The following is a 19,931-nucleotide window of genomic DNA, read 5'->3' as shown; positions in this document are numbered from 1 at the left end:
ACGGAGGTCGGCCACTATAAAGCGCCAGGAAATTTATTTCACCCCGTGAGGCTGTTTCAGAATTTTCGGCGCCTCAGAAAGCATGCCGTTCGCCGGCCGGAACGGTTAGGATAGCCGCCTGTTTCAGTCAGTCTTTTTTCGGGAGTAGCCCATGAGCGCCGTCAATCGCGCAGCGGTGGAAGCCGTTCTTCGCCAATACACCGACCCTTATTTGAACCAGGACCCGGTCAGTGCCGGCTGCGTACGTGCCATCGAGGTCCAGGGTGACCAGGTTTCGGTACAACTGGAGCTGGGCTATGCCGCCGGCCTGTTCAAGAGCGGTTGGGCGCAGATGTTGCAAATGGGCATCGAGGGCCTGGACGGCGTGGCTTCGGCCAAGGTCGACATCCAGTGTGTGATCGCGCCGCACAAGGCTCAGGCACAGATCCCTGGCCTGGCCAACGTCAAGAACGTGGTGGCGGTGGCCTCCGGCAAGGGTGGCGTGGGTAAATCCACCACCGCGGCCAACCTGGCCCTTGCCCTGGCCCGGGAAGGTGCACGGGTGGGTATTCTCGACGCCGATATCTACGGGCCGAGCCAGGGCGTGATGTTCGGTATCGCCGAAGGCACACGGCCAAAGGTCAAGGACCAGAAATGGTTCGTGCCCATCGGGTCGCTGGGCGTGGAAGTGATGTCCATGGCCTTTCTTACCGATGACAACACACCGATGGTCTGGCGGGGGCCGATGGTCTCCGGTGCGTTGCTGCAACTGGTCACCCAGACGGCCTGGGGCGACCTCGACTACCTGGTGATCGATATGCCGCCAGGCACTGGCGACATCCAGCTGACCCTCGCGCAGAAAGTCCCGGTGGCGGGTGCGGTGATCGTTACCACGCCCCAGGACCTGGCACTGCTGGACGCCAGGAAAGGCGTAGAGATGTTCCGCAAGGTCAATATTCCAGTGCTGGGCGTTGTTGAGAACATGGCGGTGCACATCTGTTCCAACTGTGGTCATGCCGAGCATCTGTTCGGTGAGGGCGGGGGTGAGAAGCTCGCGACACAATACGGCGTCGAACTGCTCGCCTCGTTGCCGCTGTCGATGGATATCCGCGAACAGGCCGATGGCGGTAAACCCACTGTTGCGGCCGAACCCGATGGGCAGGTCGCGATGATCTATCAGGAACTGGCTCGTCATGTGGGCGCGCGCATCGTGTTGCAGGAAGCGGCTGCCCCGGCGATGCCGACCATTACGGTCAGTGACGACTGATCCAGTCGAGGGACAAAACGCCTCGACGTGGTCGTGGCTTTTTTTGGCTCGCTTACAGGTCAAGCATGCGACTTCGCGCATTACCCAATTGGGCGTGTAAGCATTCGCTTACTTTCTCGTAAGCGTTTGGTTTTTTTGCTGGGTGTGTACGTCTCAAATGCGTGCGAGTTTTTTCTATCCATTTGAAATATAACAATTATTTATCTTAATTTTGGTGTGGGCGCGTGTCAGTTCGCACGTTGGATCCCGTTGAACTTCTCATTGAACCCTCTAAGATCAGTCCTGTGTCCACGGATTGACACAGCCATCAAGGAACGATGGTTTGAAGGAATGTCGCAGGATGCGATTCATCAGGATGATGAAAAGGAATACAGGGACTAGGGAAAAAATGTGGGCGGGTCATACCGCCCCTTTTTTCGCCTGTAGAAAAGTAAAAGCGTCCTTCATAAACGCAAAAAGGCCCGCAAGGGGCCTTTTAGGGGGCGACGACGCTATCAGCGTTCGAGGTCTGCAATCTTACCTTTCTTGCCATCCCACTCCGCGGCATCGGGCAGCGGATCTTTCTTCTCAGTGATATTCGGCCAGATCTCCGCCAGCTCGACGTTCAACTGAATAAACTCCTGCATCTCCGCCGGGACTTCGTCCTCGGAGAAAATCGCGACGGCCGGGCATTCCGGCTCACACAGGGCGCAGTCAATGCACTCATCCGGGTGGATAACCAGGAAGTTCGGGCCTTCGTAGAAGCAGTCCACCGGACACACTTCTACGCAGTCGGTGTACTTGCACTTGATGCAGTTGTCGGTGACGACGAAGGTCATTTCTAATTTTCTCCTCAGGCGGCGGCAGCGAAACCCCTTCCGGCGGGGCTCGCGAGGTTTGGGAGCGATAGTCTGCAGGCCAGGCTAAAAGCCCACAGCATCCCAAACCGCGCGAGAGTCTACCAGCTTGCAAGCGTCTGCGTTATATCCGAGTCTTCAGTGCATATAACATTTCGAGCGCTTTACGTGGTGTCAAGTCATCCAGGTCAAGCTTGGACAACTCATCCAGTACCGGATGGGGCAGGCTGGCGAACAGATCGCTCTGGTGCGGCGCGGCCGGTTTCTTGCTGGCCTTGGCGGGGCTGGCGACCACTGTTTCATGGGGCAGGGCGGTGGTTTCCAGGCGGCTGAGGTGCTCGCGGGCGCGGGTGATCACGTCGTTCGGCACACCGGCCAGCTGCGCCACGGCCAGGCCGTAACTCTGGCTGGCTGGCCCTGGCAGCACATGGTGCAGGAACACGATGCGCTCATTGTGCTCAGTGGCATTGAGGTGCACGTTGGCCACCAGCGGTTCGCTTTCCGGCAACACCGTCAGTTCGAAGTAGTGGGTGGCGAACAGCGTGTAGGCACGCAGATGCGCCAGGCGTTCGGCCGCCGCCCAGGCCAGGGATAGGCCGTCGAAGGTGCTGGTGCCGCGGCCGACTTCGTCCATCAGCACCAGGCTACGCTCGGTGGCGTTGTGCAGGATGTTGGCGGTCTCGCTCATTTCCACCATGAAGGTCGAACGGCCACCGGCCAGATCATCACTGGAACCGATCCGCGTGAAGATGCGGTCCACCAGGGACAGCTCGCAACTGGCTGCCGGCACAAAGCTGCCGATATGCGCCAACAACACGATCAACGCGGTCTGGCGCATGTAGGTGGATTTACCGCCCATGTTCGGACCGGTGATCACCAGCATGCGGGTATCGTCGTCCAGCGACAGATCGTTGGCGACGAACGGCGTGGTCAACACTTGTTCCACCACTGGGTGGCGACCTTGCACAATGCGCATGCAGGGCTCGCTGACAAACCGTGGGCAGTTCAAATCAAGATTCAGCGCTCGTTCTGCGAGGTTGCTTAGTACATCCAGCTCCGCCAGGGCGGCGGCGGTGTCTTGCAACGGCGCCAGGCGGCTGATCAGGTCCTCGAGCAAGGCTTCGTAGAGCATCTTTTCCCGGGCCAGGGCGCGGCTTTTGGCCGACAGCGCCTTGTCTTCGAACTTCTTGAGCTCCGGGGTGATAAAACGCTCGGCGCCTTTGAGGGTCTGGCGACGTTGATAGTCGATAGGCGCCGACTCGGCTTGCTTGCTCGGCAGCTCAATAAAGTAACCGTGGACACGGTTGTAACCGACCTTAAGGTTCGCCAAGCCGGTGCGGGCTTTTTCGCGGGCTTCCAGGTCAATCAGGAACTGCCCGGCGTTTTCGCTCAGGGACTGCAGCTCATCCAGCTCGCTGTCATAGCCGGTTTTCAACACGCCGCCATCACGGATGATCGCGGGCGGGTTGTCGATGATGGCTTTTTCCAGCAGTGCCGCGAGGTCCGGGTACGTGCCGGCAGTCACCGCCAGCTGTTGCAGGTGCGGCGTGTCCAGCTCGGTCATCGCCACTTGCAACTGCGGCAGGGCGCTCAAGGCATCACGCAGGCGCGCCAGGTCACGGGGCCGTGCATTGCGCAAACCGATCCGTGCCAGGATACGTTCGATATCGCCGATTTCTTTCAGTTGCGGCTGCAGCTTTTCAAAGCGATAGCCGTCCAGCAGGCAGGTAATAGACGTCTGACGCGCTTGCAGCACGGTCAAGTCCCGCAGCGGACGGTTCAGCCAACGGGTCAACAAGCGGCTGCCCATGGCGGTCTGGCAACGGTCGACCACCGATTGCAGGGTGTTATCGCGCCCGCCGGCCAGGTTAGTGTCCAGCTCCAGGTTGCGACGGCTGGCGCCGTCGAGCACCACGGTATCGTCCAGGCGTTCATGACGCAGGCTGCGCAAATGCGGCAGGGCGGTGCGCTGGGTTTCCTTGGCATAGCTGAGCAAGCAACCCGCGGCGCCGATGGCCAGGGTCAGGGTTTCGCAGCCGAAGCCTTTAAGGTCCTGCACCGAAAACTGCTGGCACAGGCTTTTCAGCGCCGAATCACGCTCGAAATCCCACGGCGCACGACGCTTGGTCCCACGACGCTTCTCGGCGGGCAAATCCTTGGGCCAGTCATCCGGGATCAACAACTCCACCGGATTGATACGCTCAAGCTCCGCCAGCAGGTTCTCCCAGCCCTTGATCTCCAGCACACTGAAATTGCCACTGGTGATATCCAGCACCGACAGGCCGAACAGACGCTCATCCCCCAATACCGCAGCGATCAGGTTGTCGCGACGCTCATCCAGCAGCGCCTCATCACTCACTGTACCCGGCGTAATAATGCGCACCACCTGGCGTTCCACCGGCCCTTTGCTGGTGGCCGGGTCACCAATTTGCTCACAGATCACCACCGACTCGCCCAGCTTGACCAGCTTGACCAGGTAGCCTTCCAACGAGTGATAAGGAATCCCACACATCGGAATCGACTGCCCCGCCGACTGCCCGCGCGCGGTCAGGGTAATGTCCAGCAGCTTGGCGGCCTTCTTCGCGTCTTCATAGAAGATCTCGTAGAAGTCGCCCATGCGATAGAACATCAACTGATCAGGGTGCTGGTTTTTCAGGCGCCAGTACTGCTGCATCATCGGGGTGTGGGAGGACAGGTCTGAAGTGTTTTTACTCATTGGGTAGTAGGCAAATTCGTTGAAAGTGATGGGGCAAAGGGGGCGCTTGGCCCAGCATTTTTTGCGATGGCGGCAAGGTTAACACGCGAGGTCGGGGGTTCGCAGGTCGCAAACGGATAGGTAAAAAGCAAAAGCGGTGCGGCCCCGACATCCACCACTAAAGGAGCGGCGCCGCCACAGGTTAGCGGTTACCAGCCTTTTCTATTTCGCGGCTTACTGAGTATTAACCGGCGAATCCAACACTTTCACCACATCATCAACCACCGCCTTGACCATTCCCTGCAAGTAATGCGAAGCCCAGGCATAACGATCCGTCTCCTTGGTTATCGCCGCATCTTCTGCGAGTTACTTGGACGTGGAGAAGATTGGAGGCGTGGGGCAAGGCGTTTTGCAAGGAAACACCGCTGTTAACGCGTGAACCTGCTCTGGCTTTTCATAAAGTCGTGTTTATGAAGAATTGTTTAAGTTGCGCTCGTAGGTCGTGCCTTCGCGAGATTCTTCCTGGGGCGAGCGTTTTTGAGCGGGTGAATTTAATTTCGAATAATCAGGGTTTTAGAAAAAACATCCGCACTAAAACAGAATCATTGATGTAATTTTTATTAGCTTCCTATCATTTTTTCCTGGCTGTCTATTCCAAAAAGGTCTTTTGTTGAAAAATTCGGAGCATGTTTTATTGCTCACGGATGTAACAAATTGTTTCATTTTTTTGCCGTTTTTCGGTACCGACAAGGGGGCTTTCTGTCGGCGAACAGGTTATTTCCGTTCGTTACGACGCAGTGGGTTAAGCCTGGGACATTGATGATTTTGCGTGTGTCTGTTCGGCGCACTGCAAACAAGGGATTTGACAATTATCGAGGCTTGAACCCATGAATCATGTGATCAACTCCATACTGGAAAATGCATCAACTCGCCCCTCAATCGGTCATACCAACCCCGCGCTACTGCATGACGTCCTATGGCGAGCCCTGGAGCACGCACTCAAGGCCAACACGGATGATGCTTCCCACACTCCGCATGCCCGTGCCTGTCTCAGGATCTATGCTGAAATCGATACGCTGTCGTATCTGGACAAGGGTGATTCGAAATTGGCCGCAGCTCTGGGCAAGGCGTTCTTCGAATCGCGCTCCAGCAAAGACGTCGAGGCGTTCTGGAAGTTGTTACTGATCAAGCAACTGCTGTTCGAATTGTCGGTCAGGAGTGTGGCGACCCAGATTGCTTCGCAAGCCAGTCTGCCTCGTCAGTTGCTCACGCTCGATCCGCAGTTGATTGCAGCGCCTGCGGGAGTAAATATCAGCCTGGGAGTGCTGTGCAAAGAGACCGACCAGCTCAAGCATTCCGTTGTGCTGGTCTTGCAGAAACTGGCACAGCACGTCGAGGATCGTGGCCTGAAAAAGCCTCAAGTCACTGCGCAGCTCCTGCTGGAGTTGTACAACGCCGTGTGGTCGGGCAGTAATGGCACCGATATCGAGTCACAGATTTTTTACGCCGACAGTGTGTATGACGCGTTGCCCGACGTGCATCACGCCCTGGGCCTGGCGCCGCAGGAAAAATGGCTGACCTTGTTCACCTGGTTATACGGCGACAAGGATGGCCGCCCCTATGACACCAACCAGCACACCGAAACCCTGGTGGTGGCGCTGGAAACGGCGCTGCGCAATCGCTACATCGCTGATATCGACAGTCTGATCAAGGACGGCGGCGCACGGCATCGCCTTGAAGAGATTCGTGCTCGCGTGGGCAAGGATCATCCCGAGCATTTCAAGCGTCCCGCCGAACTGATCGACGCACTGAGCAGCATCCGTTTTACCCAGCCCGCCGCCATCGACCGTCTGCTGCTGCGGGTGCATGCGTTTGGCTTTCACTATCTGGATATCGAGTTTCGTGAAAACGCCGAGATGTTCAGCAGCGTGGTCGATGAGATCCTTTCCAGCCAGTGGCTGGAAACCATCGGCCTGGGCCAGGGCCGGCACTATCACGAGCTGGATGAGCGTGCGCGTCAGGCCGCCCTTGAGGTCGCGCTGGAGGGCGGGGCGGCCCGGACGCCCGCTGCCCTGTGGCAGGAGTATTTGCAACGCACCACGCCGATTTACACCCGGAAAGCCGAGCAATATGCCGGCCAGGATTACATTGCGCTGATGGAGCAGGACCCGAGCTATATCCGTATGCACGATGCGCGCAACGCGGTGGAACGGTTTGAAATGATCGACCGTTATCGCGACCGGATGAAACTCCACGGGATCGCCGAGTACACCTCGGCCCTCAGCGCGCTGGAGGTGCTGTTCCTGATGAAAGCGGCCCAGGTGCGGGACGGGATTGACATCGCCCTGCAACCCGAAGACCTGGCGGGTGCCGAGCGCACGCTGGCCACGGTACATGAGGTGTACGAAAACCCGGTGTACCGCCAGCATCTGGCAACGCGCGGCCACCTCCAATACATTACGTTTGGCCCCAGCGACACGGGCAAGCAAGGCGGTAAGGCCATGCACAAGCTGAACATGGCGATTGCCAACCAGCACAAGCTGATCGCGGCCCGCTACGGCATCGAGGTGGTCGTCCACGTCATCATGGGCGGGGAACACGCACGGTGTAATGGGGTGATCGCCGAGACCTTGCAGGAGTTCGGCGCGCTGGAGGGCCCGGAAACCCGCTTCATGCTGGCCGGCTGCGCGGAGATGCGCGCTCATCTGCTGACCCGCAACCAGTCCGTCAACTTTCTCAGCCAGTTGTACCGTATGCACGCCGAGCACCAGCCGCAGCCGTCCGAGGAGGTCATTGCCGGCAGGATTCAGCGTTGGGGGGACGTGGTGCGCCGCTACCAGGCGACGTTCTTCGAGCATCCGGCGCTGCCTTCCCTGCTGCGGGACCTGGCGCGATTCGATGTGGTCAGGGCCACAGCCAAAGGCACCCGGCCGCCTTCTCGTATCTTCAACATCAAGGTGTTCGAGTCGCGTCCCGATGCCATTCGTGCGATTCCCTGGACCCGCGCCTTGCTTGCCGGTGGGTTGCACAGCGAACTGATCGGCGTCGGGCAGTTTGCGCAAGAACCGGCAACTTACTTGTCCAAGGCCTTCAACGAGGATGAGAGCTTTCACACCTACGTCAAAGGCATGGCCTACGCCATTGCGCGAACCGACCTCAAATGCGCCTGGCTGACCCTGACCGGCAGCATCCCGGAAAAGGCCCATATCCAGATGCTGGCGCAAGCCTTGAAGACCGAAGCCGTCGGCACCGCCGAACAGCTGCTGGCCAGCCTGCATCTGGAAGTGATTGAAGGTAAGCGCTTTGTGTACAAGGCCACCACCGGCACCGAGCCGGCAGATCCATGGAAAATCAAGGAGGGCAGCTTGCTCAACCTGTGGCCCAGTCTCAAGGCCGAGGTCTACCTCAAGGAAAAGAACTTGCGAATCTATCGCTTGTTTCTGATCTACGCCAAAAGCAATCCCGCGTTCATCCAGTCGTCATCGCTGAATGATTTCTACAGCGGGTTCCTCGCGGCCGTGAGTACCGATGCAGGCCTGGTCGATCCCGCAAGCGCCCACCATTTCACCTGGTGATTAACCCCGATGCCCAGGGCAACCTGGGTATCGGCAGGCGCTACCCTCCAAGAGGATCAACTGTATGGCAGTTACCACCCTGATACTGGATGCCCCCGGGCCGCCGTTACTGTTTGAGGAAGTCGATCGCTTTCTTGAACTGGGTCTGGGCGTCACCCTCAACCTGCATTACTTCGCGGACAAAGAGCGCATTCGCCAGCACTACGGCACGCGCATTCACTATGCCGAGATCAACTGCCATGACGAGCCTGGCTTTATTGCCGCCGTGAGTCAGGCCGGGGGCTACAGCGTGTTCAAGACGCGCCTGAACATCCCGTTGGGCGCTGGCCTGATCCGCGCTGCCACCTCGCCGGCGTTGGCCACGCCACTGCGCGCCATTGCCCAGGCTGGCACAGGGGTCAATCATATTGATCGGCTGGCGTGCGAGCAGTGTGGTGTGGCGATCCTCAACACCCCAGGCTCCAACGCGGCCGCTGTTGCCGAATACGTCGTGGCCCAGGCGCTGTTTCTGTCGCGCGACCTGGATGACTACAACACTGAAACGCACAACGGCCATTGGGCAAAAGGCTCCTTGGCACCTGCCTGCGAATACGCCGAACTGACGCTTGGGCTGGTGGGCACCGGCAGCATTGCCCGGCAGGTGGCGCGCAAGGCTGCGGCGCTGGGCATCAAGGTGATCGCTACCGGGTCCGAACGTTTTACCGAACCGGTGGCGCACAGCCTTGGGCTTGAACGACGGGCAGGTCTTGAACAGTTACTGGCCGAGGCGAACATCGTCTCGATCCACGTACCGCTCACCCCGCAGACCCGAGGCTTGTTCGGCACTGCCGAGTTCCAGCAGATGCGCCAGGGATCAATCCTCATCAATACCGCGCGCGGCGGGATCGTCGACGAACACCAGTTGGCCGCCTTCATGCGCCAGTTTCCCAGGCATATCAAAGCCGTCGCCATCGATACCTTTGCCCTTGAAAAAGACCGCTTCGACTCGCCATTGACCGCTATTGCCAATGCGCAATTGACGCCGCACATCGCTGGCAATACCGCCACGGCAATCCGGACGGCGTCACGCCAGATCGTCGACAAGATCCACGCATTCAGTGCCGACGCCACCGCGCGTTAACCCACAGGACATAAGGAAGGCCACATCATGCAAACCTCTATTGTTACCCGCCTCGACGCCCTGAGTTGCACCGACCTCAGCGATGCGATGGACCGCCTGAAAATCGTTTGCCAGTGCACCGACATCATGCCTCTGGACCGGTCGTTCAACCTTACAGGCAAAGCCTGGACCCTGCGCTACGGCCCTATTGGCCTGGACGGCGGCTCGGTGGGTGACTACATCGACGACCTTGAGGCCGGCCAGGTGGTAGTGATCGACAACCAGGCGCGGCTCGACACCACCGTGTGGGGCGATTTGCTGACCTCTACCGCCGCCCGTAAGCAGTTGGCCGGGACGGTGATTGACGGTATCTGCCGCGATGTCGACCGTGCGTTGGAGCTTAACTACCCGATCTTTTCCCGGGGGAACTGGATGCGCACCGGCAAGGATCGCGTGCGTGTCGAAGCGATCCAGGCGCCCGTTACGCTGGGTGGCGTGCGGGTACAACCCGATGATTGGTTGCGCGGCGACGGTGACGGCCTGGTGGTGATTCCGGCCGGCTCACTGAGCGAAGTGCTGGAGGTGGCCGAAGAAATCCACCAGGCCGAAGAACATATTCGTGCGGCTATCGAGGCGGGCGTTCCTTTACGCAAAGCTCGCGCCGATTACGGCTACCACGCTTTGCAGACTCCGCGCCGCTGACTGGCCGACGACAGAAGCCGCCGCGGGTGCGGCTTCAATTGATGCTGGCCGGGGTGGCCAATATCACCGACCCGATTAAGCGGGACTGGGTCTTGCGCAATACGGACGTGGCGGAAATCTGGAGTGTTGGCCGCAAGATGAAACTCCGCCTCGGTGCGATTTTTGCAGCCGGTCGCTGCTGGATAAGGTGGGCAAAAACTAAAAATCCGATCAGTGTCTTGAAAATGATGAGCTGATTTTTGCGTGCTCACATCTCAATGCCGGATAGAGAGAAGTCAGGGGCATGAGTACGACCAGACTATTTGGATTTACGCCCACTAGCCGGAAACAACCCTCTGATCACCCCAAGAAACGCCGCAAACAAATTGATTGAAGTCGCCGTAGTGATGGCAATCAACACATTGTCCGAGAACGGCGCCTTACCCGAGTAATACGTCGACCAGCCATTCCACACCAGCAGGACCCCCCAGAAGATCACCCCGCACGCAGCGAACCAAAACGCACGCCCCGCATACTTCTTGCGCAGTTGCCTTTCGGCCTTCTGGTCTTTGAGGTTCTGGCTTCTTTCATCGTCGGTGCCTAGGGCTTGCTCGCCGCCGGCCTGGGAGTCCTGGTCAGGCCCTGCCACGGGGGGCAGGGTGAGTTCCAGGTTATCGAGTTCCTCACTCACGGATGCGGCTCTTTGGGTGAATGAGTGCTGCCATGTCTTCCCAGTCAATGGCCGAACCGTCGGCGCCCTTGAGGGCCCAGGCTGTGCCGTCCTCGTGGGAAAGGTTGGACAGTTGGGTGCCGGACCATTTGCCGTATTTGTTAATGATCCGGTCAATCAAACGATGGGTGTAGGTGTCGCTCTCAGGAACCCTCGGTGTCACGAAGACAATGTCTTCGGCGTCGGGCTTCAGGTTGCTGAGCAGCGCGGTCACCGGGCGATTACCATAGGATTTCAACTCATGGTAAAGCGACGGGATGACCGGGCCATATTGCCAGCGGGCGAAGTGGTCATCCATAAGGGGCTGGTCCCGTTCGCGCAAATGCCAGGACTGCGTATAGAACAACAGTTTCTGCAGCTTCATCGGGGTCAGGCCCGAAACCTTGCCTTCCTTCGCACGTTCAATGAAGGCGTTAGCGACAGCTAGCGCTGAATAAGCCATGAGCACCTCCGTCGTTGCTGGCTAGGTGATTAATGAGTTTTATACATAGCCCCTGAATTGTCGATAAGCAAGGGACGCTGAAATCCTTGGTGTCTCAACATCAGGCCGCCCGCAAGAGTAATGGGTAGTTCACTGTTTGCATATACAGTATTTTGTTTCATGGTAAACAGAATTGGCTGTTTAATGCATAAATATGCAAATTAGCATTTGCCAACTCCGAAAACTCCCGTCACTATCCGCGTTATGCAAAAACGCAACGTTTCTATCGTCTTAAGAGAGCTGCTGGATCGCGACCGAATCTCCCCCACGGAGCTTCATCGGCGCACCGGCGTGCCTCAATCCACACTGTCCCGGATCCTCAGCGGCAAGATCGTTGATCCGTCGGATAAACACATCTCGCGCATCGCCGAGTATTTTCGCGTGAGCACCGACCAACTGCGCGGGCGCGCTGCGGTGGGTGGGTTGCGCGATGACGGGCGCGACCCGATGCATTCGGAACTCAAGGACATAAGCCTGTGGGACGACGACACTCCCGTCAATGATGACGAGGTGTCGATCCCCTTTCTGCGCGAGGTTGAATTGGCTGCTGGATCAGGAAGATTCGTCATCGAGGAAAGCGAGAAGGCCAGCCTGCGGTTCGGCAAGCGCAGCCTGCGGCATAACGGAGTGCAGTTCGACCAGGCCAAGTGCGTGACGGTGCGCGGTAACAGTATGTTGCCGGTACTGCGCGACGGCGCCACGGTTGGCGTGAATGCCGGCAAGAGCGGCATCGGCGATATCGTTGATGGTGATCTGTATGCCATCAACCACAACGGCCAACTGCGGGTTAAACAGCTCTACCGCCTGCCTTCGGGAATCCGCCTGCGCAGTTTCAACCGTGATGAGCATCCGGATGAGGACTACAGCTTCCAGGATATCCAGGATGAGCAGATCAGCATTCTCGGGCATGTTTTCTGGTGGGGCATGTACGCCCGTTAACCTCCTCGCGTAAGACGAAACCCGCCCATGAGCGGGTTTTTTTTCGCCCGCAGAAAACCGCCAAACCCCAAGCCCGCAAGGCTTCGAATGCATACGTGCATTTCCATGGCCAAAATAAATGCATTTATGCATTGACTGTATATGCATACATGCATATTCTTCACCTCAAGCCAGCCAACAAGGCCTGGTGGAGGCGGCAAGGATGCTGCCAAGGAAGACAAGGAAGGCACGCAACATCGGCAAGGACGCCATCGAAGCGATGGCAGGGATGCCAGGCAACACCGGCAAGGATGCCGACGCTCTTTAGTTTCAACGCTTCAAAAACAGGCAGCGATGAACCGGCCTTGACGGTTCAGAGGGTTGGCAACTGACCCGGGTGTGCAGCGTAAAGCACCAGAAGCAGTTATCCGGCAGACAGGGATCGTGGTCGGAAAAACATTGAGGAAAGGACCGTACCGCGCCAGTAGCGCCGAAAGTCCGAGGACAGCATTACTGAAAAGCCCGGGTAACCGGGCTTTTTGGAATGCCTACCTATCGAAGCATGTGTAAATGAAATATGGATTATTAATTGCTCAGCCAGGAGGCGTGACATGACAAATGAACAGCAAGCGTTAGCGGAAATGCCTATCTGGCTGGTGATCGTATTGGCCGTGATCGGCGGAGTGTCTGGAGAAATGTGGCGCGCCGACAAGGAAGGTGCCCGCGGTTGGTCGTTGATCCGCCGTCTGGCGCTGCGCTCCGGGGCCTGCATGGTCTGCGGGGTTTCGGCGCTGATGCTGTGCTACGCCGCCGGCATGTCGATCTGGACCGCCGGCGCCATTGGTTGCCTGACCGCCATGGCCGGTGCCGATGTGGCCATAGGCCTTTATGAGCGGTGGGCGGCCAAGCGCATCGGGATCAACCAAGGCTCCGGCCAGGACCCGCAGTAATTGTTGCAAGGACGCTACTTAAAATGACGCTTATCGAAAAGCCATCCCAACTGCCCCAGGCCGTGGGCGCTGCGCTGCATGCAGCCTTCCCGGACCTCAAGGTCGGCAGCCACCAGGACTTCCAGGGCGACGCTGAAAAAACCGGTGTGCAGGTCACCGTCGAAGGCAATGGCCCGGGCATTCGCTCTCGCGAAGGGCGCAAGGCCCACGTGCTGAGCATTTCAATCAGGGCCATGGTCGCCCCCGGTGCATTGCCGTTCGATGCCTGCGACCTGGCCAGCCAACTGATGGACCTGGTGCTGGATAACCGTTGGAACCTGCCCCAGGCACAGTGCGATCTGCCCGCAAATATTGTTGCCGCTCCGGCTGTGCGCAGCACCCTTGATGCGGACTACGACACCTGGACGGTCTCCTTCACCCAAACCCTCTATCTGGGGCCGCCGCTACTTGAGGATCCTACAGGCCAGCCGCTGTTTGCCTGCACCTGGGACGTCTCCAATATCGACGACCCGGCCCAATACAAACCACTGGCGGAGTAGCCCATGTTCGACGCGCTGTTACGCATGCAATTGGGACCGATCGTCGAACGCCTGGCAGAGATGGAGACCCAACTCGAAGACCTTTACCGCCGCGCTGAAAGCTTCTGCCGGATTGGCATTTGCCAGCAGGTCGATGCGGCCAGCAACACCTGCAAGGTCAGCCACGGTGATTTGCTGACCCCGGCGATCCGCTTTTTCAACCCCAGCGCCGGTGCGCAAACGGAAACCCGCATTCCAACGGTGGGCGAGCAATGCCTGTTGCTTAACTACGGTGGCGGGGAGGGCGGCGTGCAATCAGTGGCTCTGTTCGGCCTCAACAGTGATCGCTTTCCGCCGGTCTCCAGCGTTGCGACGCTGACCAGGCGTCGCCATCAAGACGGCACCCAAAGCGACTACGACGACGCCAGCCATACCTTCAACTGGGTCAACGGCCCAACCACCGTCAGCGGCTCCCGTGAACAGGTCGACATTAAAGTCGGCGCTGCCAGCCTGACCATGAATGCCCAGAGCATCACTTTGCAAATCGGCGGCACCAGCCTGTTGCTGGATGCTGGCGGAGCTCACTTCAGCGGCCCGGTAGTGGACCATCAAGGACGACTCATCAGCCCCCGATAAGGACACCCCATGCTCGGAATCGAGAGGAACACCGGGGCAGCCGTCGATGACTGGCTGCAATTTGTGCAGCGCGCCACCCGAGCGCTGACCACCCCCGTGGGCACTCGGCAAAAGCGTCCGTTGTACGGTTCGCTGATCCCGCAGTTGCTCGGGCAAAACCTCGGTGATGACCTGCTGATCCTCGCCCAGAGCCACGCCGCCCAGGCGTTCTACAACACCCACAACGGCATCGACGATTTTGAACCCCAGGTCATCGTCGCCACCCGCCAAGGCGCCGGCCTGCTGCTGCGGTTTGCCGGCACCTGGAAAAACCGCCAACAATCCTTCGAGGTCGTGACATGAGCATGCTGATCCCCGGCCAGAACCAACTGGCGGAACCGGCCATCATCAAGGTGGATGAGTTCGAACCGTTGCTGGCCGAGTTCAAGGCGTTCGTCATCGACTACGTTGCCAGCCGAGCTCCGCAAAGCGCGGCCAAACTCAAGGTCAGCCTCGACAACGAAAGCGAACTGCTGACCCTGGCCCTGGAAGCGTTTTGCGTGCGCCTGCAAACCCATGAGCGCAAATACAACGCCCGTATCAAGCAAATGCTCGCGTGGTGGGCCACCGGCAGCAACCTGGATGCGCGCCTGGCCGATATGGGCCTGGAGCGCCAAGTGCTCGACCCTGGCGACCCGGCGGCTTTCCCGCCCGTGCCGCCCACCCTGGAAAGCGACGACGACGCTCGCCTGCGTTACTACCTGGCGCCCCATGCTCCGGCGGCCGGCTCGCGGATGCAGTATCGCCGCGAAGTCTTCACCCTTGGCGAGCGTCCTGCGGTGAAAGTGCAGAGTGCGACGCCGGGAGTGGTGACCGTCACCTACACCTTCGATCCGGATGGTTATGCGGCCCAGGTCAAGGACGGCAACGCTCGACGCACCGCACCGGGCGAAGTCATGGTCACCGTGCTTTCCAGGGAGGGCGACGGTACACCGTCTGCGGACTTGCTTGACGGTGTACGTCGACATTTCGCACGGCCGGATGTAAGGCCGGAAACCGATCTTGTCACCGTCCAGGGCGCTCAGATTCAACCTTACAAGATTCGCGTGGTGGCCAAGATCAACGCCGGCCCGGACTCCGGGCTGACCCAAGTAGCGGCGCAGAAACTGCTGCAAGACTACGCAGAGTCCTGCCATCGCCTGGAAGGGCGGGTTGACCCCAGCTGGATCGACTATGCCATACACAGCGCTGGCGCTGCGCAACTGCAAATCCTTGAACCGCTGGCGCCGATTGTCAGCACCGCGTTCCAGGCCCCGTATTGCACGGGTGTCGAGGTGGAGGTGCGCACGCTATGAGTGAACCTAAAGCGAGTTTGTTGCCGGCCAACAGTTCACCGCTGGAAAAGGCGTTGGACTTGGGCTTCGGCACGTTGCTTGAACGAGTCACACCGCCGTTTCCAGCGCTGATGAATCCACTTCAAACCCCAAGCGAATTCCTCCCTTACCTGGCCGCCGATCGCGGCGTCAGCGAATGGGATGCCGAGGCCAGCGAGGCGGAAAAGCGTCTGACCGTCGCATTGTCCTGGCAGATCCAGCGCCAGGCCGGTACGCCCAAGGCGCTGAGTCATGCGGTGGAGTCATTGGGTTTTACCCCCAACATCAGCGCCTGGTATCAGCAGCGCCCTTTGGGTGTGCCTTACACCTTCGACGTGCAGGCGATCATCGGACGCAGTTGGTCCAGCGGCGATCACAACCGGCTGATCCGGCGTATCAATGCGGCCAAGAGTGAGCGCGATCAGGCGACGATTACCATCGTGCATGAGACCGAAGGTCAACTCGCGTTCACACAAGTCCTCGACGCTCCTTTAAGCGACGGCGAGTTCTATCTAAACGGCGCGTTGCCGGAATTGGCGCTGGTTGCCCGGTTAAACAGTGCCGGGGTTGCCCAGCACTACACCATTAACGACTACGACCTCAGGGCGCAGCCATGACAGATGAAATCACGCGCCTGGTGCGCTTCACCTCCAAAGGTTTGGATGAAGTGCTGCAGGCAAAGAACCAGGGCCTCAAAGGCGAAATCACCCACATCGGCGCCGGCACTGGCCGCTACAACCCTGACGGCAGCGAAGTCGCCTTGCGTGACGAGCGCCAACGGGTGGCCATCGTCGATTACGAAGACCTGGGCGAGCGCCAACTCAGGATGGCCGCGCTGTTTGATGGCGATGGTGAGTATGAGATTGGTGAGTTCGGTTTTTACCTCGCCAGTGGGACCTTGCTGGCGGTGTATTCCGTAGCGGGGAAGTTGCTGACGTATAAAGCGGCGGCGGCGCGAGTGCTGCAGAAGTTTACGCTGGATATTTCGCCGTTGCCGGCGGATAGCGTGACGATTGTGGTGGGGAGTGAGAATTTGAATGTGTTATTGACTGATGAAATTGCGGCCTTGTCGGCCGCGAGCATAGACAATATGGCACGCGGTGTAGGGGTTCTATTTCGGGTGATGGAAGTCGAAAAGAAATAGAGCGTTTTTAATTGATTTTACATGACGCTCTCCAAGCGTTTAGGAGCTTTCATTTGAGTACTGAACAGCAACTTGCTGCCGTCGTTAGTGCGGCAAATAACTTGACTAGTGTTATTACCGGAAAAGTCGGGGAAATTGACAAGGCGATAGCGGATGCCCGCTTGGCGTATGACGCTCAATTGGCGGAGTTGAAAAATAGACTCCCAAGGTTAGCGGTCACCAAGAACTTTAATCTTTCCCCCAATGCCGACGGGACACTGATTGAAAACTGGGGGATTCATGCTGAAGTGACGCCCACCAAGTTGCGAACTATCACCCCTGTCTCTCAAGCGGCCGGACGCCCGCAGACTGATGTGGATTTCATGCTTCAGGTGCAGGCAGATGTGCGTGAACAATATCCAAACTTTGAAATCAGGGCGAGCGACTATTGGCGCACGTTTGTATATCTGTGGCAAATGAAATGGTCGGTTTCAGGCGTTAGTCCTTGGCTTGCGTTCCCTTACACGGTCGATATGGCGCTCGCGAATGGCTCTGGTGCAGTACCACAGAACTCCTACCTGACGGTAGGTGCATTCGTGCGTCTTTTGGAAGGTAACGTGTCTGGAGCATGGAGTAATGGCGTTGAGAAAGGCAAATGGCGCTGGTGTTCCAGTGTCATTTCTCCTACAGAATTGTTTGGTAGTTATTACCATCTGCACCCGATGCGCACATCATCAACTGGCGTCGTTGAGGTGATGCTGGCAGGGGCTTGCACAGGCGTTGTAACCAACCCAGGTGACTGGGGCACGATGTTGGCTCTAGGCTGAGGAGAGAATATGAAACCACAATTTATACCTGCGGAACTCCATCCGATTATCAAGTGGGAAATGATTCGTAAGGCAAGGGATCAAGACTTGTCGGCGAGTGATTATGCAGCAATGCCAGACTATCCGATGCTCGACAGTCACAAGCTCATATTTGCTGAATATCGCCAGAAGCTGCGTGATATTCCAGATCAGGGAGACGATCCAGACACAGTACTCTGGCCATCCAAACCCGATTTCCTAAAGTAACTGACAACCGCGAAAGCGGTTTTTTTTCGCCTCCCCAAAGCCCCTCCTGCAGGGGCTTTGGCGTTCCACACCCGGAGAATTCACTTATGTCTGATCGTCAAACTTACACCGTCCTCATCCCATTCCCCATCGGCAACGGCCATTGGTCCACCGCCGGCGAGGAACTGGAACTGCTCGACGTCGAAGCATCCGCCCTACGCACCGCTGGCCGCCTTGAACTGACCAGCGTCCTCAATTCCACCCCCAAGAAGGCTGAATAACCATGGCAGAAGTCCTGAACTTCGAGCACAACGGCATCACTGTGAATGCCACTGAATCCCCCGAGGCCATGGGTGGCCTGGGTGATAACGTGATCGGCCTGGTCGGCACTGCGCCGAATGCCCACGCATCGATCCCGAAAAACGCGCCGTTCCGTATCAACAGCTTCACCACCCAGGCGTTGCTGGACCCTACCGGCACCGAGTCGGGCACCTTGTTCCAGGCTGTGTACCAGATCCTCAAAGTGGTCAAGGTGCCGGTCTATGTGGTCATTGTCGAAGAAGGCGCCACCCCGGCTGATACCGTCAACAATGTGATCGGCGGCAACGACCCGGTCACCGGTCGCAAGCTGGGCCTGGCGGCCCTGAGCAGCGTCCCGGAAGACCTGACCATCATTGGCGCCCCAGGCTTTACCGGCACCAAGGCCGTGGCCGGTGAATTCGCCTCCTTCGGCAAGCGCATCAAGGCGCGTGTGGTGCTGGATGGCAAGGACGCTTCCGTTGCAGACCAAGTTGCCTACAGCGGCGAGCTGGGCGGTGCCGACCTTGGTTTCGACCGTTGCCTGCTGGTGCACAACATGCCGTCGGTGTACTCCAAGGCCGCGAAGAAAAACGTGTTCCTGTCGCCATCCTCGTTGGCCATCGCCGCATTGGCCAAGGTCAAGCAGTGGGAAAGCCCCGGCAACCAAGTGACCTTCGCCGAGGACGTTTCACGCGTCGTCGAGTACAACATCCTCGACACCTCCACCGAGGGCGACCTGCTCAACCGCCATGGCGTGAGCTACTACGCCCGCACCATCCTCGGCGGTTTCTCGCTGTTGGGTAACCGCTCCATCACCGGCAAGTTCATCAGCTACGTCGGCCTGGAAGATGCCATCAGCCGCAAGCTGGTCAAGGCCGGCCAGAAAGCCATGGCCAAGAACCTCACCAAGTCCTTCATGGACCAGGAGGTCAAGCGCATCAACGACTGGCTGCAAACCCTGGTGGCCGACGAAACCATTCCCGGCGGCAGCGTATACCTGCACCCGGAACTGAACAGCGTCGAGAAGTACAAGAACGGCACCTGGTTCATCGTTATCGACTACGGCCGCTACGCGCCGAACGAACACATGGTTTATCAACTCAACGCCCGCGATGAAATCATCGAGCAGTTCCTGGAGGACGTTCTCTAATGTTTACCAACCGAGTCAGACAGGCCATCGCGGCCACCCTTCAAGGCCTGCCGTTGTCCGCAACCGTGGAAGAGTTCACCCCGCCGAAGATCGAGTTCGACATGGAAGCCATGTCCGGCGGGCGTTTCATCGCCGAAGAAATGGCCAAGAGCGGCAAAGTGCTCAATGCCAAACTGGTGCTGCAAGGTGCCGGCCCGGAAATCATGCTGGCCCTGGGCGTGCGCACGGGCGACGACATTTTGCTGAACGTGCGTGAAGCCGGCCAGGACCAGGACGGCAAGACCTACTTCACCTACCACACCGTCGGCGGCAAGCTCAAATCCCTGGAGGAGGCGAAGCTGAAGATGGGCGACAAGGCCACCACCACACTGGAACTGTCTTGCCGTACCTACAACCGTCTGGAAAATGGCATTTCGGTGATCGACATCGACGTGCGCACCCAGAAGTTCGTGCTCAACGGTGTCGACATTCTTGGCGATGCGCGCCGCGCCGTACTGATGCCTTAAAAATGACTGCAATCTAAGGCAGGCACGGTCAATGTGGGAGCCGGGCTTGCCCGCGATGCAGGCGACTCGGTGTGTCTGGAGCA

Annotated in this window: 22 protein-coding genes and 1 pseudogene; 18 read left to right on the top strand and 5 right to left on the bottom strand. The window is 58.5% G+C overall.

Features of this window, described 5'->3' with window-relative positions; translation table 11 throughout:
- Window positions 1-151 precede the first annotated feature (151 nt).
- Window positions 152-1,246: an iron-sulfur cluster carrier protein ApbC gene (gene apbC, locus QZR30_RS02065; RefSeq protein ID WP_046071162.1), complete on the top strand. Its 1,095-nt coding sequence runs from the start codon at window positions 152-154 to the stop codon at window positions 1,244-1,246.
- 494 nt (window positions 1,247-1,740) lie between these two features.
- Here apbC and fdxA read toward each other — a convergent pair whose 3' ends face one another.
- From fdxA to QZR30_RS02050, 3 genes and pseudogenes are all read right to left on the bottom strand, one after another.
- Entirely contained in the window at window positions 1,741-2,064 is a 324-nt protein-coding gene (gene fdxA, locus QZR30_RS02060) for a ferredoxin FdxA (protein ID WP_046071163.1), read from the bottom strand.
- A 142-nt stretch (window positions 2,065-2,206) separates the two neighbouring features.
- Window positions 2,207-4,798 (bottom strand): DNA mismatch repair protein MutS, encoded by a 2,592-nt coding sequence (gene mutS / locus QZR30_RS02055; RefSeq protein ID WP_311902897.1) that lies wholly within the window; start codon window positions 4,796-4,798, stop codon window positions 2,207-2,209.
- 213 nt (window positions 4,799-5,011) lie between these two features.
- Window positions 5,012-5,213: pseudogene (locus tag QZR30_RS02050) on the bottom strand (DUF3077 domain-containing protein); the annotation flags it as partial.
- Between the two features lie 451 nt (window positions 5,214-5,664).
- Between QZR30_RS02050 and QZR30_RS02045 the strand changes: the two are divergent.
- The 4 genes from QZR30_RS02045 to QZR30_RS02030 all read left to right on the top strand — a co-directional run bounded on the left by QZR30_RS02045 (window position 5,665) and on the right by QZR30_RS02030 (window position 10,389).
- Window positions 5,665-8,352 carry a phosphoenolpyruvate carboxylase gene (locus tag QZR30_RS02045; protein ID WP_311902896.1) on the top strand — a complete coding sequence of 896 codons (2,688 nt, stop codon included), beginning with the start codon at window positions 5,665-5,667 and terminating at the stop codon, window positions 8,350-8,352.
- Between the two features lie 64 nt (window positions 8,353-8,416).
- Window positions 8,417-9,472, top strand: coding sequence for an NAD(P)-dependent oxidoreductase (locus QZR30_RS02040; protein WP_311902895.1), 1,056 nt, complete (start codon window positions 8,417-8,419; stop codon window positions 9,470-9,472).
- Between the two features lie 27 nt (window positions 9,473-9,499).
- Entirely contained in the window at window positions 9,500-10,153 is a 654-nt protein-coding gene (locus QZR30_RS02035) for an RraA family protein (RefSeq protein WP_046071212.1), read from the top strand.
- 26 nt (window positions 10,154-10,179) lie between these two features.
- The gene (locus QZR30_RS02030) at window positions 10,180-10,389 is read left to right on the top strand and encodes an ultraviolet light resistance protein B (RefSeq protein ID WP_311902894.1); all 210 of its coding nucleotides are present in this window, start codon (window positions 10,180-10,182) and stop codon (window positions 10,387-10,389) included.
- 62 nt (window positions 10,390-10,451) lie between these two features.
- Here QZR30_RS02030 and QZR30_RS02025 read toward each other — a convergent pair whose 3' ends face one another.
- Entirely contained in the window at window positions 10,452-10,823 is a 372-nt protein-coding gene (locus QZR30_RS02025) for a hypothetical protein (protein ID WP_057021831.1), read from the bottom strand.
- Entirely contained in the window at window positions 10,816-11,304 is a 489-nt protein-coding gene (locus QZR30_RS02020; RefSeq protein ID WP_056845367.1) for a Panacea domain-containing protein, read from the bottom strand. Before QZR30_RS02020 ends, QZR30_RS02025 begins: the two co-directional genes overlap by 8 nt.
- A gap of 234 nt (window positions 11,305-11,538) precedes the next feature.
- Between QZR30_RS02020 and QZR30_RS02015 the strand changes: the two genes are divergently transcribed.
- From QZR30_RS02015 to QZR30_RS01955, 13 genes are all read left to right on the top strand, one after another.
- A complete protein-coding gene (locus tag QZR30_RS02015) occupies window positions 11,539-12,282 on the top strand; it encodes a LexA family transcriptional regulator (RefSeq protein WP_172833446.1) in 744 nt (247 codons plus the stop codon).
- A 590-nt stretch (window positions 12,283-12,872) separates the two neighbouring features.
- Window positions 12,873-13,211: a phage holin family protein gene (locus tag QZR30_RS02010; protein ID WP_043048845.1), complete on the top strand. Its 339-nt coding sequence runs from the start codon at window positions 12,873-12,875 to the stop codon at window positions 13,209-13,211.
- A 23-nt stretch (window positions 13,212-13,234) separates the two neighbouring features.
- The gene (locus tag QZR30_RS02005) at window positions 13,235-13,750 is read left to right on the top strand and encodes a hypothetical protein (protein WP_311902893.1); all 516 of its coding nucleotides are present in this window, start codon (window positions 13,235-13,237) and stop codon (window positions 13,748-13,750) included.
- Between the two features lie 3 nt (window positions 13,751-13,753).
- Window positions 13,754-14,365, top strand: coding sequence for a phage baseplate assembly protein V (locus QZR30_RS02000; protein ID WP_311902892.1), 612 nt, complete (start codon window positions 13,754-13,756; stop codon window positions 14,363-14,365).
- Between the two features lie 9 nt (window positions 14,366-14,374).
- Window positions 14,375-14,707 (top strand): hypothetical protein, encoded by a 333-nt coding sequence (locus QZR30_RS01995; RefSeq protein ID WP_057021834.1) that lies wholly within the window; start codon window positions 14,375-14,377, stop codon window positions 14,705-14,707.
- Window positions 14,704-15,699, top strand: coding sequence for a baseplate J/gp47 family protein (locus tag QZR30_RS01990; protein ID WP_056845364.1), 996 nt, complete (start codon window positions 14,704-14,706; stop codon window positions 15,697-15,699). The genes QZR30_RS01995 and QZR30_RS01990 overlap by 4 nt, the downstream gene beginning before the upstream one ends.
- Window positions 15,696-16,334 carry a phage tail protein I gene (locus QZR30_RS01985; RefSeq protein WP_057021836.1) on the top strand — a complete coding sequence of 213 codons (639 nt, stop codon included), beginning with the start codon at window positions 15,696-15,698 and terminating at the stop codon, window positions 16,332-16,334. Before QZR30_RS01990 ends, QZR30_RS01985 begins: the two co-directional genes overlap by 4 nt.
- Window positions 16,331-16,861 (top strand): hypothetical protein, encoded by a 531-nt coding sequence (locus tag QZR30_RS01980; protein WP_057021837.1) that lies wholly within the window; start codon window positions 16,331-16,333, stop codon window positions 16,859-16,861. Before QZR30_RS01985 ends, QZR30_RS01980 begins: the two co-directional genes overlap by 4 nt.
- A 53-nt stretch (window positions 16,862-16,914) precedes the next feature.
- Entirely contained in the window at window positions 16,915-17,667 is a 753-nt protein-coding gene (locus QZR30_RS01975; RefSeq protein WP_311902890.1) for a hypothetical protein, read from the top strand.
- A 9-nt stretch (window positions 17,668-17,676) separates the two neighbouring features.
- Complete coding sequence (locus QZR30_RS01970) at window positions 17,677-17,913, top strand: tail fiber assembly protein (protein WP_046071220.1); 237 nt, start codon at window positions 17,677-17,679, stop codon at window positions 17,911-17,913.
- Between the two features lie 86 nt (window positions 17,914-17,999).
- A complete protein-coding gene (locus QZR30_RS01965; protein ID WP_164484409.1) occupies window positions 18,000-18,173 on the top strand; it encodes a hypothetical protein in 174 nt (57 codons plus the stop codon).
- Window positions 18,174-18,175: 2 nt separating this feature from the next.
- Window positions 18,176-19,342, top strand: a complete 1,167-nt coding sequence (locus QZR30_RS01960; RefSeq protein WP_057021840.1) for a hypothetical protein — start codon at window positions 18,176-18,178, stop codon at window positions 19,340-19,342.
- On the top strand, window positions 19,342-19,848 hold the full coding sequence (locus QZR30_RS01955) for a phage major tail tube protein (protein WP_056845359.1): 507 nt from the start codon (window positions 19,342-19,344) through the stop codon (window positions 19,846-19,848). The genes QZR30_RS01960 and QZR30_RS01955 overlap by 1 nt, the downstream gene beginning before the upstream one ends.
- Window positions 19,849-19,931: the final 83 nt, after the last annotated feature.

The sequence above is a fragment of the Pseudomonas sp. rhizo25 genome, assembly GCF_031931935.1.
Lineage (GTDB): Bacteria > Pseudomonadota > Gammaproteobacteria > Pseudomonadales > Pseudomonadaceae > Aquipseudomonas > Aquipseudomonas synxantha.
The sequence above is the reverse complement of the archived record's forward strand: the minus strand, read 5'-3'. Positions and strand labels throughout refer to the sequence as shown.

What these genes read in the sequence shown, in the direction of transcription:
- apbC (WP_046071162.1), top strand. Translation starts at nt 152, where the DNA reads ATGAGCGCCGTCAATCGCGCAGCGGTGGAAGCCGTTCTTCGCCAATAC.
- fdxA (WP_046071163.1), bottom strand. Translation starts at nt 2,064, where the DNA reads ATGACCTTCGTCGTCACCGACAACTGCATCAAGTGCAAGTACACCGAC.
- mutS (WP_311902897.1), bottom strand. Translation starts at nt 4,798, where the DNA reads ATGAGTAAAAACACTTCAGACCTGTCCTCCCACACCCCGATGATGCAG.
- QZR30_RS02045 (WP_311902896.1), top strand. Translation starts at nt 5,665, where the DNA reads ATGAATCATGTGATCAACTCCATACTGGAAAATGCATCAACTCGCCCC.
- QZR30_RS02040 (WP_311902895.1), top strand. Translation starts at nt 8,417, where the DNA reads ATGGCAGTTACCACCCTGATACTGGATGCCCCCGGGCCGCCGTTACTG.
- QZR30_RS02035 (WP_046071212.1), top strand. Translation starts at nt 9,500, where the DNA reads ATGCAAACCTCTATTGTTACCCGCCTCGACGCCCTGAGTTGCACCGAC.
- QZR30_RS02020 (WP_056845367.1), bottom strand. Translation starts at nt 11,304, where the DNA reads ATGGCTTATTCAGCGCTAGCTGTCGCTAACGCCTTCATTGAACGTGCG.
- QZR30_RS02010 (WP_043048845.1), top strand. Translation starts at nt 12,873, where the DNA reads ATGACAAATGAACAGCAAGCGTTAGCGGAAATGCCTATCTGGCTGGTG.
- QZR30_RS02005 (WP_311902893.1), top strand. Translation starts at nt 13,235, where the DNA reads ATGACGCTTATCGAAAAGCCATCCCAACTGCCCCAGGCCGTGGGCGCT.
- QZR30_RS02000 (WP_311902892.1), top strand. Translation starts at nt 13,754, where the DNA reads ATGTTCGACGCGCTGTTACGCATGCAATTGGGACCGATCGTCGAACGC.
- QZR30_RS01995 (WP_057021834.1), top strand. Translation starts at nt 14,375, where the DNA reads ATGCTCGGAATCGAGAGGAACACCGGGGCAGCCGTCGATGACTGGCTG.
- QZR30_RS01990 (WP_056845364.1), top strand. Translation starts at nt 14,704, where the DNA reads ATGAGCATGCTGATCCCCGGCCAGAACCAACTGGCGGAACCGGCCATC.
- QZR30_RS01985 (WP_057021836.1), top strand. Translation starts at nt 15,696, where the DNA reads ATGAGTGAACCTAAAGCGAGTTTGTTGCCGGCCAACAGTTCACCGCTG.
- QZR30_RS01980 (WP_057021837.1), top strand. Translation starts at nt 16,331, where the DNA reads ATGACAGATGAAATCACGCGCCTGGTGCGCTTCACCTCCAAAGGTTTG.
- QZR30_RS01970 (WP_046071220.1), top strand. Translation starts at nt 17,677, where the DNA reads ATGAAACCACAATTTATACCTGCGGAACTCCATCCGATTATCAAGTGG.
- QZR30_RS01965 (WP_164484409.1), top strand. Translation starts at nt 18,000, where the DNA reads ATGTCTGATCGTCAAACTTACACCGTCCTCATCCCATTCCCCATCGGC.
- QZR30_RS01960 (WP_057021840.1), top strand. Translation starts at nt 18,176, where the DNA reads ATGGCAGAAGTCCTGAACTTCGAGCACAACGGCATCACTGTGAATGCC.
- QZR30_RS01955 (WP_056845359.1), top strand. Translation starts at nt 19,342, where the DNA reads ATGTTTACCAACCGAGTCAGACAGGCCATCGCGGCCACCCTTCAAGGC.